The following is a 16378-nucleotide window of genomic DNA, read 5'->3' as shown; positions in this document are numbered from 1 at the left end:
CTCAGAAGCGGTAGCGCTGCTCCTGCAACGCCTGGTACAGCTCCGCGTCCAACGGCTGGTAGCCGGCGCTGCCGGGCAACCTGACGAAGAGTTTGTCGCTCACCCGCGCGGGATCGTAGGCGTCGCGCTTGAGGTCGGTCTTCTTGTACTTGAAGGTGCCGGTGGTCTCGACTTCGCGCAGCAGGCGCAGGAACACCGGCGTGGCATAGGCCGGCAACTCGCGGTCGAGGTGCGCGGCGAGGGCCTCGCGGTCCAGTTCGACGCCATCGGCCAGGCGCAGTGCGGCCATCCCGCAGCGGCCGTTGGTGCCGGGAATCTCCACGCCGTAGACCACCGCATCCTCGACCCCGTCGAAGGCGCCGAGGGCGTTTTCCACCTCGGTGGTGGAAACGTTCTCGCCCTTCCAGCGGAAGGTGTCGCCGAGACGGTCGACGAACTGGGTGTGCTTGAAACCGATGTCGCGCATCAGGTCGCCGGTGTTGAACCAGGCGTCGCCCTTCTTGAACACGTCGCGGAGGATCACCGCTTCGCTCTTGGCCGGATCGGTGTAGCCGTCGAACGGCCACTTCGCGCTGATCTCGCTGATCAGCAGGCCGACCTCGCCCTTGCCGACCTTCTCCATGAAGCCCTTGGCGTCGCGCACCGGGCGGTCGTTCTCCAGGTCGTAGCGGACGATGGCGTAGGTGGCTGGGGAGAAGCCCACCGTATTGTCGAAATTGAATACGTTGGTGAAGCCGATGTTGCCTTCGCTGGAAGCGTAGAACTCGGTGATCCGCTGGATCTCGAAGCGTTGCTTGAACTCGGCCCAGATCGACGGGCGCAGGCCGTTGCCGATCATGCAGGTCAGGCTATTGCCGCGTTCCTCGGCGCACGGCGGCTGGTTCAGCAGGTAGCGGCAGAGTTCGCCGATGTAGCCGAAGCAGGTCGCCCGGTAGTGCTGCACGTCCTTCCAGAAACCGCTGGCGGAGAACTTGCGGCGCAGGGCCATGGCCGCGCCGCCGGCGAGCGCCGCGCTCCAGCAGACGGTCACGGCGTTGTTGTGGTAGCAGGGCAGGGTCAGGTAGAGCACGTCGTCGCGGCCCAGGCCCAGGCCGGAATGGCCGAAGCCGCCGTAGGCCTTGATCCACTTGCCGTGGCTCATGATCGAGGCTTTCGGCAGGCCGGTGGTGCCGGAGGTGTAGATGTAGAAGCAGGAGTCCTTGAGCCGCACCCTGCCGGTGTCCTCGAGGTTCTCCGAGGTCTGTCCCTGGGCCAGGCGCATCAGGTTGCGCCAGCCCATCGGCGGCGAGCCGGGATCGCCGAGGGTGTCGCCGTCGTCGACCCAGTAGCAATGGCCGGCGTTGCCGAGCACCTCCTGGCGGACTTCCTCGAACACCTCGCGCAACTCTTCGCCGACCACGAAGTGGCCGGGCTTCACCAGGTTCAGGCTGTGCACCAGGACCTTGCCGCGCTGGGTGGTGTTGACCAGTGCGCCGATGGCGCCGAGCTTGGCCAGGGCGGCGAGGATCGCCAGCAGCTCGACGCGGTTCTCCAGCATCACCGCGACCACGCTGCCGTGGCCTACGCCCTCGGCCTTGAAGGCGCGCGCCAGGCGATTGGCCCAGCCGTTGAACAGGGCGTAGCTGATCCGCCGCTGGCCGTCGAGCACCGCCGGGTTGTCCGGGTACAGGCGTGCCGCGCGCTCCAGCGCCCAGCCCAGGGACAGGCTCTTCTCGCGGTTACGGATCGCGGTGTAGTACAGGCCGCGCAGCATGCGCGGCACGCGGCCGAAGGTGGCAGGCAGGCGGGCAACGAAACGGTTGAAAGTGATCAGGTCGGCGTGGGTCATGGCTCTCGCGCTTTGTCGTTGTTGTGCGGGGCGTAGGACGCTCCCGCGACTCTAGACCGCAGCCGCCGCCTCGGCTATGACCGTTGCGCGGTCGCCCCGGGGCACTTCGGCAAATAGCCCGGAAGCCCGCCGCAGAGCGCCGCGCGCCTTTCGTCGGAGACCTCAGTCGAGGAACAGGTCGGGCACCAGCGCGCCACCCTCCGGGTCGTAGCGGTACTGCTCGAAATCGCTCTGGCCGCGCTCGCGCAGCAATTCCTCGTCGACCAGCAGGCGCCCGCTGAGGCTGCGCCCCTCGCTGGTTAGAATGGCGTGCGCGGCGTCGGCCATGATCGCCGGGGTGCGCGCGCGGCGGAAGGCGTCACGGCTGCCCAGCTCGAACTCGATGGCGGCGGTGGCGATCATGGTCTTCGGCCACAGCGCGTTGACGCTGATGGCGTATTTCCCGAACTCCTCGTGCATCCCCAGGGTAAGCATGCTCATGCCGTACTTGGTGACCGTGTAGGGGCCGTGCTGGGCGAACCACCTGCCGGCCAGGTTGATCGGCGGCGACAGGCTGAGGATGTGGCCGTTGGCGCTCCTGCGCAGGTAGGGCAGGGCGGCCTGGCTGCAGACCAGCACCGCGCGGGTGTTGATCTGGTACATCAGGTCGAAGCGCTTGGGCTCCAGCTTTTCCACCCCGACCAGGCGGATCGCCCCGGCGTTGTTGACCAGCGCGTCGATCCCGCCGAAGCGTTCGGCGGCGCGGGCCATGGCCGCCGCCACGGCCTGCTCGTCGCGCACGTCGAGTTGCAGCGGCAGGGCCTGGCCGCCGGCGGCCTCGACCTCGGCGGCGACGCTGAAGATGGTGCCTTCCAGCTTCGGATGCGGCTCGGCGCTCTTCGCCGCGATCACCAGGTTGGCGCCATCGCGCGCGGCGCGCAGGGCTATCTCCCGGCCGATGCCGCGGCTGGCGCCGGTGATGAACAGGGTCTTGCCGTGCAGTGACATGGGCGTCTCCGTTTTCTTGTCGTTGTCGTTGCGGATGAGCGGCGGGTTGTCTCAGGCGTCGGCTTCCACCTCGACCAGCACCTGCCGGTTGCGCACCTGCTCGCCACGGCCGACCTGGACGCGGCGGACCACGCCGTCGACTCCGGCCTTCAGCGGGTGTTCCATCTTCATTGCCTCCAGCACCAGCAGCAGTTGGCCCTTGCCGACCCGTTCGCCCTCGCCGACCAGCACCTCGACGATGGCGCCGTCCATCGGCGCCTTGAGCGTGCCGGAGCTGGCGCCGACCTGGGCGCTGGCGCCGGCGTGGGTGACGTCGAGCAGTTCGAGGTTGCCGCCGTGGCCGTACAGCCAGAGGCGCCCGCCGTCCAGGTGGTAGGCGTGGCGGCGGCGAATGCCGTCGAGTTCGACGCTGGCCCAGCGTCCGTCGCAGTCGAGCAGGCGCACGGCGATCTCGCGTCGCTCCAGGCGCGCCAGCAGTCGCGGCCGACGGCCGCTTTCGAGGACCTCCAGGCCGATCTCCAGGCGCTGTTCGGCGTGCTTCAGGACGATCTTCCACGGCGCCCCGGCGGCGCTGCGCCAGCCGGCCAGGCCGGGCTGGTGCGCACTGGCCTCGGCGCCGGCCTGGTAGAGCAGGGCGGCGGCCAGGGCCAGTTCCTCGGCGCCCGGCTGGCGCGGTTGCAGGCTGGGGTCTTCGGCGAAGCGTTCGCCGATGAAGGCGGTGGTCGCCTCGCCGGCGGCGAAGTCCGGATGCGCCAGGAGGTTGGCGAGGAACCGCTGGTTGCCGTCGACCCCCAGCAGCACGCAGCGCTCCAGCGCGCGGATCAGCTTGCGCCGGGCTTCGTCGCGGGTCGCCCCGTAGGCGATCAGCTTGGCCAGCATCGGGTCGTAGAAGGGCGTCACCGCCTGCCCCTCGACCAGGCCATGGTCGATGCGTACGCCGGGCAGCAGTTCCGGGTCCCAGCGCAGCACCGTGCCGGTCTGCGGCAGGAAGCCGCGACCGGCGTCCTCGGCGTAGAGGCGGACCTCGATGGCATGCCCGCGCAGTTCCACCTGCTCCTGCCGCAGCGGCAGCGGATGGCCCTCGGCGATGCGGATCTGCCAGGCCACCAGGTCCTGGCCGGTGACCAGTTCGGTGACCGGGTGTTCGACCTGCAGGCGGGTATTCATCTCCAGGAAGTAGAAGCGACCATCCTCGCCGAGAAGAAACTCGACGGTGCCGGCGCCCACGTAGTTGACCGAGGCCGCGGCCTTCACCGCCGCCTCGCCCATGGCGCGACGCAGGTCGGCATCGAGCACCGGGCAGGGGGCTTCCTCGATGACCTTCTGGTGGCGGCGCTGCACCGAGCAGTCGCGTTCGCCGAGGTAGAGCAGGTTGCCGTGGCGGTCGCCGAACACCTGGATCTCCACGTGGCGCGGGCGCGGCACGGCCCTCTCCAGGATCAGCTCGGCGCTGCCGAAGGCGCCCAGCGCTTCCGAGCGCGCGGTGCGCAACTGTTCCAGCAGTTGGCCGGGTTCCTCCACCAGGCGCATGCCGCGGCCGCCGCCGCCGGCGCTGGCCTTGATCATCAGCGGGTAGCCGATGCGTTCGGCCTCGCGCCGCAGGGTCGCGTCGTCCTGTTCGGCGCCTTCGTAGCCGGGGATGCACGGCACCCCGGCGGCGAGCATGGCGATCTTCGACAGGCGCTTGCTGCCCATCAGGTGGATGGCTTCCGCATCCGGGCCGATGAAGACGATCCCGGCGGCTTCGCAGGCACGGGCGAATTCGGCGTTCTCGGAGAGGAAGCCGTAGCCGGGGTGGATCGCCTCGGCGCCGCTGCGACGGGCGGCGTCGAGGATCGCCTCGAGGTTCAGGTAGGACTGCGCCACCGCTGCCGGGCCGATGCACACGGCCTCGTCGGCCAGTTGCACATGGCGGGCGTCGGCGTCCGCCTCGCTGTACACGGCGACGCTGCGGTAGCCCAGTTCATGGGCGGTGCGCAGCACCCGGCAGGCGATTTCACCGCGGTTGGCGACGAGGATCTTGTTGAAGCTGGGCATGTCGTTCGGCTCCTGGAGGCTGTTGCCCTGTTTCGCGGTCGTGGCTCACTGGGCCCAGACCGGCTTGCGTTTCTGTACGAAGGCCAGGGTGCCTTCGCTGCCTTCGGCGCCGCCCACCGCTTCGGCGAACTGGCGCGCCGCATCGTCCAGCAGGGCGCCGAGTTCGCCGCTTTCGCTGGCCAGCAGCAGGGCCTTGGTGGCGGCGTTGGCGTTCGGCGCGCAGCGGCGCAGTTGCTCGAGGGTTTCCTCCAGGCGCTGTTCGAGGGCATCGGCGTCGGCCTCGCAGAAATGCACCAGGCCCAGGCGCAGCGCCTCGCGGCCGTCGAAGCGGGCGGCGGTGAGGGCCAGGCGGCGGGCCTGGGTCAGGCCGATGCGGCGGACCACGAAAGGCGCGATCTGCGCCGGGAGAATGCCGAGGCTGGTTTCCGGCAGGCCGAACTGCGCATCGGCGGCGGCGATCGCTACGTCCGACACGCAGGCCAGGCCGAAACCGCCGCCGAGCACCGCGCCTTCCACCAGCGCCACCAGCAGTTGCGGGGCGGCCTGGGCTTCCTCCAGCAGGCTGCCGAAGGCGCGGTTCAGCGTGCGGTAGGCTTCCGCCCCGGCGGCGCGGGCACCGGCCATGTCCTTGATGTCGCCGCCGGCGCAGAAGTGCCCGCCGGCGCCGCGCAGCACCAGCGCCCGCACGCTACGGTCGTCGCGCACGGCGGCGAGCACCGCGCGCAGTTCGCCGACCATCGCCAGGCTCATGGCGTTGCGGCTTTGCGGGCGGTTCAGGGTGATCCGCAGGACGCCCTCGACGGGTTCCAGCAGCAGGGTCTCGCAATGCGGCAGGCTCATGCCGGTTTCCTCCTGGAACGTCAGCCTTTCTTCTTGCCCGGCAGGATGCCCATCAGCTTGCAGATGATGCCGAGCATGATCTCGTCGGCACCGCCGCCGATGGATACCAGGCGGGTGTCGCGGTAGGCGCGGGAGACCGGGTTGTCCCACATGAAGCCCATGCCGCCCCAGTACTGCAGGCAGGCGTCGCTGACCTCGCGGCCGAGGCGGCCGGCCTTGAGCTTGGCCATGGAAGCCAGGCGCGTCACGTCCCTGCCTTTCACGTACAGCTCGGTGGCCTGGTAGACCAGGGCGCGCAGCGCCTCGACCTCGGTCATCATCTCGGCCATGCGGAAGTGGATGACCTGGTTGTCGATCAGCGGCTGGCCGAAGGTCCTGCGCTCCTTGCAATACTCGATGGTGACGTCGATGCAGTGCTCCAGGCCCTTGATCATGTTGGCCGCGCCGAACAGCCGTTCTTCCTGGAACTGCAGCATCTGCATCATGAAGCCGGCGCCTTCCGCGCCGATGCGGTTGCGCTGCGGTACGCGGACGTTATCGAAGAACACCTGGGCGGTCTCCGAACTGCGCATGCCGAGCTTGTCCAGGTGCGGGCTGAGGGTAATGCCCGGGGTCTTCATCGGGACCACGATCAACGACTTGTTGACGTGCGGCTTGTCGTCGGAGGTATTGGCGAGCAGGCACATGAAGTCGGCCGACGGCGAGTTGGTGATCCACATCTTGCTGCCGTTGATCACATAGTCGTCGCCGTCCTTGCGCGCGGTGGTCTTCAGGCCGGCGACGTCGGAGCCGGCGCCGACCTCGGAGACGCCGATGCAGCCGACCATCTCGCCGGCGATGGCCGGGCGGAGGAACTCCTCGCGCAACTCGTCGGAACCGAAGCGGGCCAGGGCCGGGGTGCACATGTCGGTCTGCACGCCGATGGCCATCGGGATGCCGCCGCAGGTGATGCTGCCGAATTCCTCGGCGGCGACGATCGAGTAGCTGTAGTCCAGGCCCATGCCGCCGAACTTCTCCGGCTTGGAGATGCCCAGCAGGCCGAGTTCGCCGGCCTTGCGGAAGATCTCGTGGATCGGGAAGCGGCCGTCCTTTTCCCACTGGTCGACGTTGGGGTTGATTTCCCGCTCGACGAAGCTGCGAACGGTGCGGCGGAGTTCCTCGTGTTCCTGGGTGAAGATCATGGGTTGTCTTTCCTCCTGGGCATCATTGTTTTCCGGCAGGATCCGCTTGCTCTCTCCCAACCCTCTTCCTTCAGGGAGAGCGGGGAGAGGGGCTGTCGCCGGCTCGCCTGTTGCAGTCAGAACCTCGCGACCCCGAAGCTGTTGCCCTTCAGCGGCCGCGCCTCGGCTTCCGCGCAGATATCCAGCAGGTAGCCGAGCAGCCTGCGGCTGTCGCGCGGGTCGACCAGGCCGTCGTCCCACAGGCTGGCGGTGCCGTAAAGCGCGGTGGACTGGCTGTCGAGCTTCTGCGCGGTGACGGTTTCCAGCATGTCGAGCATCTTCGGGTCGGCTTCCTTGCCTTCCTTGGCGTGTTTCTCCTCGGTGACGATGCGCAGCACCTTGCCGGCCTGGGCGCCGCCCATCACCGCGGTGCGACTGTTCGGCCAGGCGAAGATGAAGCGCGGGTCGAGGCCGCGTCCGCACATCGCGTAGTTGCCGGCGCCGTAGGAGCCGCCGACCACCAGGGTCAGCTTGGGCACGCGGGCGTTGGCCACCGCCTGGATCATCTTCGAGCCGTGCTTGATCACGCCCTGGCGCTCCGACTCGGTGCCGACCATGAAGCCGGTGGTGTTGTGCAGGAACAGCAGCGGCGTGTTGCTCTGTTCGCAGAGCTGGATGAACTGCGCCGCCTTGGCCGCGCCCTGCGGGGTGATCGGTCCGTTGTTGCCGATCAGGCCGCAGGCGTGGCCCTCGATGCGCAGGTGGCCGCAGACGGTCTGGCCGTCGAACTCGTTCTTGAAGTCGAGGAACTCGGAGCCGTCGGCGATGCGCGCGACGATCTCGCGGACGTCGTAGGGCTTCTTCGGGTCGGCCGGAACCACCCCGAGCAGCTCCTCCACCGGGTACAGCGGTTCGCGCCAGGAACGCGTCGGGCGCGCCGGCAGTTGTGCGTTCCACGGCAACATGCCGACGATCTCGCGGGCCAGGCGCACGCCGTCGGCGTCGTTTTCCGCCAGGTATTCCGCGGTGCCGGCGACCTGCGCGTGCAGTTCGGCTCCGCCGAGCTCCTCGTCGCTGGCGATCTCGCCGGTGGCGGCCTTGAGCAGCGGCGGCCCGGCGAGGAACATCTTGGCCTTGCCGCGCACCACCACCACGTAGTCCGACAGCCCCGGCTGGTAGGCACCGCCGGCGGTGCTGGAACCATGCACCACGGTGACCTGGGGAATGCCCATGGCGGAGATCCGCGCCTGGTTGGCGAAGCCGCGCGCACCTTCGACGAAGATCTCCGCCGCGTAGTTGAGGTTGGCGCCGCCGCTTTCGGTGAGGGTCACCACCGGCAGCTTGTTCTCCATGGCGATCTGCTGCAGGCGCAGGGTCTTCTTCAGCCCGGTCGGGGAGATGGTGCCGCCCTTGATCGCGCTGTTGCTGGCGCTGACCAGGCAGCGCACCCCGGCGATGTAGCCGATCCCGGCGATGATCCCGCCGCCGGCCTGGGTGCCGTCCTTGTCGTCGTGCAGCTTGTAGCCGGCCAGCGAGGACAGTTCGAGGAACGGCGCGCCCGGATCGAGCAGCAGCGCCAGGCGTTCGCGCGGCAGCAGTTGTCCGCGTTTCTCGAACTTCGGCCTGGCCTCGGCGGCCTTGTCCAGGACCTTCTGCTCCAATTCGCGGAAGCCGGCCACGGCGGCGAGCATGGCCTCGCGGTTACGGGCGAAGTCCTCGCCGTTGACGTCGAGTTCCGACTGGATCGCGGGCATGTCAGTCCTCCTGGTCCTTCAGCACGTCGGGCAGGTAGGCGCGGTGGAAGCCGTTGTACGCGCGGCTCTGTCCCGGTTTGCCCTTGAGCAGCGGGAAGGCGCGGCTGCCCTGGCTGGCGGCGCCGTCGATGCGGATCGTGTTGCCGCTGACGAAGGCGGCGCCGGGGGAGAGCAGGAAGACGATGGCGGCGGCGACTTCCGACTCGCTGCCGATGCGCTTGAGCGGCACGTGCTCGCGCAGGGTCGGGATCACCGCCTTGAACGCGCCTTCGTAGGTATCCATGCCGCTGGACGCGATCCAGCCCGGCGCCACCGCGTTGACCCGCACGCCGGCATGGCCCCACTCGACGGCGGCGGTCCTGGTGAAATTCTCCATGCCGGAGCGTGCGGCGCCGGAGTGACCCATGCCGGGCATGCCGCCCCACATGTCGGCGAGCATGTTGACGATGCTGCCGCCGGTCTTGCTCATCGACTGGTTGAACACTTCGCGGGCGACCAGGAAGCCGCCGACCAGGTTGGTGCGGAGCACGGTCTCGAAGCCCTTCTGGCTGATCGAGGCGAGGGGCGAGGGATACTGGCCGCCGGCGTTGTTGACCAGGTGATGGATGGTCCCGCGTTCGGCCAGGATATTCGCCACCAGCGTCTTCACCGCTTCCTCCTCGCGGATGTCGCAGGCGTGCCAGCTGACGCTGCCGCCGTCTTCGACGATCTCGCCGGCGGTCTTCTCCAGCTTTTCCGCCTTGCGTCCGACCAGCACCACGTGGGCGCCGAGGGCCGCCAGCTCATGGGCGGTGCAGCGGCCGATGCCACTGCCGCCGCCGGTGACGATGATGGTCTGGCCGTCGAACAGGCCAGGTCGGAAGATCGAGTCGTAGCTCATTGTTCTGGTGACTCCGATGAATCCCGTGGGGTGGTTGCAGCGGAACGCCGCATTCGTCGTTCCTGGTCGTGGTTATCTGCCCTGCGTTTCCAGCGCGTCGGCGAGCGCCTGCGGCACCGCCACCGGGAACTCCAGCAACTGCTGGGCGAAGGCCTTGCCCTGCGGGTCGATGCGCAGGCTGGCGACGCCGCCGCCGCCGAGGGCGTTCTCCAGCAGGAAGTTCAGGCTGTGGCTGCCCGGCAGGTACCAGCGGCCGACCCGGCCGGTCTGCGGGTCGAGCACATGCTGCATCCAGTCCACCACCGCGCCTTCCTCCAGCGCCTCGGCGATCCACGGCAGGTACTCCGGACGCCGCGCCATGACCCCGATGTTGCTGTGGTTGCCCTTGTCGCCGGAGCGCGCCACCGCCAGCTTCACCAGCGGCACGCTGGCGCTGGCGGGCTGCTCCGGGCGTGGCGGCTGGCGCGCCTCGGCCAATCGTGCCGGGTCGAAGGCTTCGAGGACCGGCAGTTCCAGCGGATGGCGCTGGCCGTCGATCTCCACGCTCAACGCGCATTGCGCCTTGTCGATCAGGAAAGAGAACAGGCGGATCACCGGATACACCGTCGGCCGGCCGCCGACGATGCCGGTCAGGCCGGGCGCCATCCCGGTGGCGGCCTGGGCGATCTCGCGGGAGAACAGCACCAGGGCTTCCTTGCGCGGATGCCGGACGGCCAGCTTGACCACCACTTCGCGGCTGTCCTGCCGTCGCCCATGGGGACCATAGGTGGCTTCGCTGCCGAGCAGTTCGACATTGACCTCGCGGTAGGGCTCCCAGCCGCGCTCGGCGAAGATTTCCTCGGTCCTGGCGATGATCGCCTGGCTGACCCGCTCGGCCTTCTTCAGCGCATCGATGCCGGCGATCAGGCAACTGGCGGTGCAGCGGAAACCGTCCGGATAGGTGGCGCTGACCTTGTACCGGTCGGTGGGCGGCAGGCCGCGCGCGCCTTCCACCGCGACCCGGTCGGGACCGGCCTGGCGCAGGCGCACCTCGGTGAAGTCGCAGACCACGTCGGGCAGCAGGTAGGCGCGTGGGTCGCCGATCTCGTAGAGCATCTGTTCGCCGACGCTCAGTTCGCTGACCAGGCCACCGGTGCCGGGCGCCTTGGTCACCACGAAGCGCCCGTCGGCCTCGACCTCGACGATGGGGAAGCCGATGTGCTCGTAGTCCGGCACCTGCTCCCAGTCGGTGAAATTGCCGCCGGTGCATTGCGCGCCGCATTCGACGATGTGCCCGGCGAGGGCGGCCTGGGCCAGTCGGTCGTAGTCGTCCCAGGCCCAGCCGAACTCGTGCACCAGGGCGGCGCTGACCACCGCGCTGTCGACCACCCGGCCGGTGATCACGATGTCCGCGCCCAGGCGCAGGGCCTCGACGATGCCCGGTGCGCCGAGGTAGGCGTTGAGCGAGACGCACATCGGCGGGAAAGGCGCGTCGCTGAACATCTCGCGGATGCCGGCCTTGGCCAGTTCGGCCTGGCGCGCTTGCAGGTTGTCGCCATGGAGCACGGCGATCTTCAACTGCACCCCGGCCTTCTCGCAGGCCGCGGCGAGGGCGGCGGCACAGGCCTGCGGATTGATCCCGCCAGCGTTGCTGATGACGCGGATCTTCTTCTCGGCGATCTCGCCCAGCAGCGGTGCGAGGACCTCGACGAAGTCGGTGGCGTAGCCGGCGTCCGGCTGTTTCAGGCGGGCGCCGGCCATGATCGACATGGTGATCTCGGCCAGGTAGTCGAACACCAGGTAGTCCAGCGGCGCGCCGCGCACCAGCTGCGCGGCCGCGGTGCAGGTGTCGCCCCAGAAGGCCGAGGCGCAGCCGATGCGTACGGTCTTTTGCATTGTTCTTGACCCGTGACGGCGGAAGTGTGGGGCGACATTACCAAGCAAGCGCTTGGTTGAGAAGAGGGCGGAAACAAATCCGTTCTCGGCTGTTACCCAAGCGCTTGCTCGGTCGTCTTCGCAGGCATACATTTCATGAATGCCGACAAGCACTTGCGGGGCAATCCCGAGGCCGGTCGGCAAATACGGAGCGGCCGGGCGCGCGGATGAGCGGCACCGAGCCGCCGACGATCCGGAAAAGGGGTACTCAGCGTTGGACGATCAGAAAGCCCGGGAAGTGATGCTGGAGCTGGTGGCTACCGGACAGCTCACCGATCCGGAAAGCGCCCGCGGCAAGCTGCTGCAGACCGCCGCCCACCTGTTCCGCAGCAAAGGCTACGAACGCACCACGGTGCGCGACCTGGCCAGCGCGGTGGGCATCCAGTCGGGCAGCATCTTCCATCACTTCAAGAGCAAGGACGAGATCCTGCGCTCGGTGATGGAAGAGACCATCCTCTACAACACCGCCCTGATGCGCGCCGCCCTGGCCGATGCCGAGGACCTGCGCGAGCGGGTGCTGGGACTGATCCGTTGCGAGCTGCAATCGATCATGGGCGGCACCGGCGAGGCGATGGCGGTGCTGGTCTACGAGTGGCGCTCGCTGTCCGCCGAAGGCCAGGCGTACATCCTCGGCCTGCGCGACATCTACGAGCAGATGTGGCTCGACGTGCTGGGGGAGGCGCGGCTGGCCGGCTACTGCCAGGGCGATCCGTTCATCCTGCGGCGCTTCCTCACCGGCGCGCTGTCCTGGACCACCACCTGGTTCCGTCCGGAAGGACCGATGAGTCTCGACCAGCTCGCCGAGGAGGCCCTGGCGCTGGTGATCAAGAACGCCTGATCACTCGGAGATCAGGCGGAACGGGTAGCTCAGCAGGAGGAAGTGCAGGGTGTTGATCGAAGCGTGCAGCAGCACCGCCAGGGACAGCCGCCCGCTGAAGTGCAGGACCATGCCGTAGCCCAGCCCGGCGATCCCGGCCAGCAGCGCGTACACCGGGTTCACCAGCAGGTGCAGCGCGGCGTAGGCGAGGGTCGCGACGATGATCCCCGGCCAGGCGCCGAACCAGCGGATCAACTGGCTTTGCAGCAGGCCGCGGAAGAACGCCTCCTCGGCCAGGGAGACCACCCCGACGTTCAGTACCAGCCACCACCAGAAGGCATCCGGCCACTTCGGCTGCCAGCTCGCGGCATTGGTCATGATCGACAGCAGCGGCACCACGAAGAAGGTCAGGCAGAAGGCCAGCGCGGTGATATCCAGCGACACCAGCGGCTGCTTCGGCCGGCGTAGCCACCAGGCGAGCAGGGTAAGGGCGACCAGGGCCTTGTCCCAGGGCAGCCAGATCATCTGGATCGGCGGGCTGGCGCTGGCCAGGTCCCAGGGGAACAGGCGCAGGGGAATGAAGCCGGGCAGGTAGTGGATGGCGATCAGGGCGCTGGCGGCGAGGCTCACCGGCCACCAGAGCAGGGTCGGCAGCCAGCGTTCGGCGTAGGTCACCCAGATGATGTAGAGCAGGACGATGACCGCCGTCAGCAGCGCGATGTGCCCGGTGAAGAAGCCCCCGAGCAGGAACAGAATGGGTAGAAGCGGTATCAGACGCCCGAGCATGCAGCCTCCCGTTTAAAGGAGGGATTCTAAAGGCATTTCGACCCGCGGATGGGAAAAGCGCAAGGAACGGACCTTCTGCCAGAGGGAAACACACGGGGAACGAACCCCAGGTTGCGCAGGAAAAACCATGCGCGGCCCGCATGACTCCGCCACGCGAGCCTTCGCCTCGCCGGTTTTTCGCCCGCCGGGGTTTTCCTACGAGACCTAGTGACCCGCCGGCAGGCCAATAGGTTCAGCGGTCCTTCGCCTCCTGCGCGTCCAGCTCGGCGTTGCGTTCATGGATGCGTTTGAGCTGTTCCTCGCTCAACGGCAGCTTCTTCGCCGAGTCGCGCAGCAGCAGGAGTCCGCCGACGATGGAGCCCAGGGCGAGGACGATGATCAACCAGGCGTACCAGGGCATGTTGTTCTCCCTCATCGATATGAATGTTCACCATACGCCGGGTTTGCCTTTCTGTCAGGCAACGTTCCGGCGCGAGGTCCTGTGGTTGAGACTCCCGGCGGCGCTTGGAAGTTGCGGGCGGAGAAAGCGCTGAGCCTGGTCGGCGTGATGCCTGTCACATGTTGGCAATCTGACATTGCTTAACTGGCGGGTATCCCTTCATTGCCCCGTCCGGGCCTGCCAGCGAGAGGTTGCCGATGTCTCCGAGCGCGTTGTCCCGTCTGTTGCGCCCGGTGGAACCCCTGACTCCGGCGATGAGCATCAGCGACGTCGCCGACCGCCTGCTGATGCCGGAGCACCGTGCCTTCCTCTCGCTGCCGGTGGTCGACGACGAGCGCCGGGTCCTCGGCCTGGTCAGCCGCTACACCCTCCAGGACATCTTCATGCAGCGTTTCGGCCGCGACCTCTGGGGCCGCCATCCGGTGCGCGACGTCATGAACCGGGCGCCCCTCAGCGTCTCCCTCGGCGCCAGCCTGGAAGAGGCGGCGCAGCAGGTCACCGGTCGCCTGCAGTATCCGATCACCGAGGACTTCGCCCTGGTCGACGAAGAGGGCCGCTACCGTGGCCTGGGCACCGTGCTCGACCTGCTGAAGGCCATGGAGGCGCGCATCGCCCAGCGCAACCGGGTGCTGCGCAAGGCGCTGGTGGACCTCAAGGAGTCCCAGGCGCAACTGGTGCAGTCGGAAAAGATGGCTTCGCTCGGGCAGATGGTGGCCGGGGTCGCACACGAGCTGAACACGCCGCTCGGCTACGTCGGCAACAACCTGGCGCTGCTGGAGGAGCTGAGCGATCCCTTGTTGCGCCTGGCCGATGCCCAGGCGGCGCTGGTCGACTGCCTGGGCGACCCGCAGTGCGACGAAGCGCGCCTGGCGCAGGCGCTGCAGGCGGCCGACGCGGTGCGCCGCGAAGCCGCCGTCGAACAGTTGCGCGAGGACCTGCGGCAGTTGTTCGTCGATACCCGCTACGGCCTCGGCCAGATCGGCGAGCTGGTTTCCGGGCTCAAGGACTTCGCCCGCCTGGACCGCGCCTTCAGCGAGGAGGTCGACCTCAACGACTGCGTGCGCAACGCCGTGCTGATCGCCCGCACCGCCATCAAGGACAAGGCCGAGATCAGCAGCCAGCTTGGCGAGCTGCCGCTTATCGCCTGCGCGCCGTCGCAGATCAACCAGGTGCTGCTGAACCTGCTGACCAACGCCGCGCAGGCCATGGAGCGTTTCGGCCGCATCCTGCTGAAGAGCTGGGCCGACGAGCGCCAGGTGTTCCTCTCCGTGCAGGACAACGGCAAGGGCATGCCCACCGAGGTCCTCGGGCGGATCTTCGACCCGTTCTTCACCACCAAGCCGGTGGGGCAGGGCACCGGGCTCGGCCTGTCGATCAGCTACAAGATCATCCAGCAACATGGCGGGACCATCCGCGTGGCCTCCGAACCGGGCCGCGGAACCCGCTTCCTCATCAGCCTGCCGCGAGAGCAGGCCCGCGAACTGAAACGGAGCGCCTGACATGAGCCCATCTCCCGTCCGCATCCTCTTCGTCGATGACGAGGAGCGCATCCTGCGCAGCCTGGCCATGCAGTTCCGCCGCCATTACGAGGTGCTCACCGAGAGCGACCCGCGGCGCGCCCTGGAGCGCCTGAAGACGGAACGGATACAGGTGCTGGTCAGCGACCAGCGCATGCCGCAGATGAGCGGCGCCGAACTGCTGGCGCAGGCTCGCGAGCGCTATCCGGAGACCCTGCGGATTCTCCTCACCGGCTATTCCGACCTCGACGCCGCCGTCGACGCGCTCAACGACGGCGGCATCTTCCGCTACCTGACCAAGCCCTGGAATCCCCAGGAAATGGCCTTCACCCTGCGCCAGGCGGCGGAGATCGCCAGCCGCCAGGGTCTGCCGGCACCGCCCGCGGCCACGCTGGCGGCGCCGCTGAGCGTGCTGCTGCTCGACGACGACCCGGAAACCCTGGACTGCGTCGGTGCCTTCTGCCATGCCGGCGGGCATCGCCTGCTGCGCGCGCGCAACCTGGCCGAGGCGCTGGTGTGGCTGAACACCGAACCGGTGGAGGTGCTGGTCAGCGACCTGAAGCTGGCCGGGGAGCATACCGCGCCGCTGCTGAAATCCCTGGCCCAGGCCCATCCGCGCCTGCTCAGCCTGGTGGTTACGCCGTTCCGCGACACCCAGGCCCTGCTCGAGCTGATCAACCAGGCGCAGATATTCCGCTACCTGCCCAAGCCGATTCGCAAGGGATTGTTCGAGAAAGGCCTGAAGGCGGCCGCCGAGCAGGCCTTGCTGTGGCGCGGGCGAAGCCTGCCGGAGGTCGACCGGCTGGCCGAGGTGCCGCGCGAAGAGCGCGAGAAGGAACGGGTCGGCAGCCTGCTCGGCATGCTCGGCCGCCTGCGCGAGCGGCTGACGGCCTGAACGCCGGCCTAGCCGGCGTCGCAACCGGCGGCCTTGGTCTGGCGGCTTTCCACCAGGCGTGCGCGGAGTACGTCGTAGCTCCAGTTGAAGGCCATGGTGTAGGGCAGGAAGAACAGGATCAGGCCCATGTCGAGGAGGAACGCCTCGACCAGTCCGATCGACAGCCACCAGGCGGCCAGCGGTACCAGCACCACGATCAGCCCCAGCTCGAAGAGCATCGCATGCAGCACCCGGACCTGCAGGGTGCGCTGGAAGCCCATGCGCCGCTGGGCGCGGTCGAAGAGGCTGTTGAAAAGCATGTTCCAGAGCATCGCCACGGTGGAGAACATCAGCGTCAGCGCACCCATGTGCGCCAGGGGCTTGTTCATCACCAGCGACAGCACCGGCGCGGTGAGGAGGACGGCCAGGCCCTCGAAGGCCAGGGCGTGGAAGATCCGCTCCTTGAGAGTCTTGTCGAGGGCGGTGTGGGTGTGGGTCATGGCGAACGCTCCCGGTTCGTCGTTGAAGTCGGGCTGTATTGTCAT

Annotated in this window: 14 protein-coding genes; 3 read left to right on the top strand and 11 right to left on the bottom strand. The window is 68.2% G+C overall.

The window, feature by feature from the left end; all coding sequences use genetic code 11:
- Nucleotide 1: 1 nt before the first annotated feature.
- The 8 genes from M6E97_RS07660 to M6E97_RS07625 all read right to left on the bottom strand — a co-directional run bounded on the left by M6E97_RS07660 (nucleotide 2) and on the right by M6E97_RS07625 (nucleotide 11361).
- The gene (locus M6E97_RS07660; RefSeq protein ID WP_003101743.1) at nucleotides 2–1828 is read right to left on the bottom strand and encodes a long-chain-acyl-CoA synthetase; all 1827 of its coding nucleotides are present in this window, start codon (nucleotides 1826–1828) and stop codon (nucleotides 2–4) included.
- Nucleotides 1829–1990: 162 nt separating this feature from the next.
- Nucleotides 1991–2815, bottom strand: a complete 825-nt coding sequence (locus tag M6E97_RS07655; RefSeq protein ID WP_003101741.1) for an SDR family oxidoreductase — start codon at nucleotides 2813–2815, stop codon at nucleotides 1991–1993.
- Between the two features lie 51 nt (nucleotides 2816–2866).
- Nucleotides 2867–4852 carry a geranyl-CoA carboxylase subunit apha gene (gene atuF, locus M6E97_RS07650; protein ID WP_031685662.1) on the bottom strand — a complete coding sequence of 662 codons (1986 nt, stop codon included), beginning with the start codon at nucleotides 4850–4852 and terminating at the stop codon, nucleotides 2867–2869.
- 45 nt (nucleotides 4853–4897) lie between these two features.
- The gene (atuE, locus tag M6E97_RS07645) at nucleotides 4898–5692 is read right to left on the bottom strand and encodes an isohexenylglutaconyl-CoA hydratase (RefSeq protein ID WP_003119850.1); all 795 of its coding nucleotides are present in this window, start codon (nucleotides 5690–5692) and stop codon (nucleotides 4898–4900) included.
- Nucleotides 5693–5712: 20 nt separating this feature from the next.
- Nucleotides 5713–6873: a citronellyl-CoA dehydrogenase gene (gene atuD, locus M6E97_RS07640; RefSeq protein WP_003101733.1), complete on the bottom strand. Its 1161-nt coding sequence runs from the start codon at nucleotides 6871–6873 to the stop codon at nucleotides 5713–5715.
- A gap of 116 nt (nucleotides 6874–6989) precedes the next feature.
- Entirely contained in the window at nucleotides 6990–8606 is a 1617-nt protein-coding gene (gene atuC, locus M6E97_RS07635) for a geranyl-CoA carboxylase subunit beta (protein ID WP_034005346.1), read from the bottom strand.
- A gap of 1 nt (nucleotide 8607) precedes the next feature.
- Nucleotides 8608–9486: an SDR family oxidoreductase gene (locus M6E97_RS07630; RefSeq protein WP_009313867.1), complete on the bottom strand. Its 879-nt coding sequence runs from the start codon at nucleotides 9484–9486 to the stop codon at nucleotides 8608–8610.
- A 72-nt stretch (nucleotides 9487–9558) separates the two neighbouring features.
- Nucleotides 9559–11361, bottom strand: coding sequence for an acyclic terpene utilization AtuA family protein (locus M6E97_RS07625; RefSeq protein WP_003101727.1), 1803 nt, complete (start codon nucleotides 11359–11361; stop codon nucleotides 9559–9561).
- A 253-nt stretch (nucleotides 11362–11614) separates the two neighbouring features.
- On the opposite strand from M6E97_RS07625, the gene atuR reads away from it, so the two are divergent.
- Nucleotides 11615–12238, top strand: a complete 624-nt coding sequence (gene atuR, locus M6E97_RS07620; protein ID WP_003114740.1) for an atu genes transcriptional repressor AtuR — start codon at nucleotides 11615–11617, stop codon at nucleotides 12236–12238.
- Here the strand turns inward: atuR and M6E97_RS07615 are convergent, their stop codons facing one another.
- Together M6E97_RS07615 and M6E97_RS07610 are read right to left on the bottom strand one after the other, a co-directional pair.
- On the bottom strand, nucleotides 12239–13003 hold the full coding sequence (locus tag M6E97_RS07615) for a CPBP family intramembrane glutamic endopeptidase (RefSeq protein WP_003090986.1): 765 nt from the start codon (nucleotides 13001–13003) through the stop codon (nucleotides 12239–12241).
- Between the two features lie 232 nt (nucleotides 13004–13235).
- Nucleotides 13236–13403 carry a DUF2897 family protein gene (locus M6E97_RS07610; RefSeq protein WP_003090984.1) on the bottom strand — a complete coding sequence of 56 codons (168 nt, stop codon included), beginning with the start codon at nucleotides 13401–13403 and terminating at the stop codon, nucleotides 13236–13238.
- Nucleotides 13404–13639: 236 nt separating this feature from the next.
- On the opposite strand from M6E97_RS07610, the gene M6E97_RS07605 reads away from it, so the two are divergent.
- Nucleotides 13640–14941: a sensor histidine kinase gene (locus tag M6E97_RS07605; protein ID WP_023125660.1), complete on the top strand. Its 1302-nt coding sequence runs from the start codon at nucleotides 13640–13642 to the stop codon at nucleotides 14939–14941.
- A 1-nt stretch (nucleotide 14942) separates the two neighbouring features.
- Nucleotides 14943–15854 (top strand): response regulator, encoded by a 912-nt coding sequence (locus tag M6E97_RS07600; protein WP_033937994.1) that lies wholly within the window; start codon nucleotides 14943–14945, stop codon nucleotides 15852–15854.
- Between the two features lie 8 nt (nucleotides 15855–15862).
- On the opposite strand, the gene M6E97_RS07595 is transcribed toward M6E97_RS07600, so the two are convergent.
- Nucleotides 15863–16333 (bottom strand): multidrug/biocide efflux PACE transporter, encoded by a 471-nt coding sequence (locus M6E97_RS07595; RefSeq protein ID WP_003110276.1) that lies wholly within the window; start codon nucleotides 16331–16333, stop codon nucleotides 15863–15865.
- Between the last annotated feature and the right edge of the window lie 45 nt (nucleotides 16334–16378).

The organism is Pseudomonas sp. B111 (assembly GCF_026428275.1).
In the GTDB taxonomy this organism is placed as follows: domain Bacteria; phylum Pseudomonadota; class Gammaproteobacteria; order Pseudomonadales; family Pseudomonadaceae; genus Pseudomonas; species Pseudomonas aeruginosa.
Note: the sequence above shows the minus strand (reverse complement) of the source record. Positions and strands in the feature narration are given on the sequence as shown.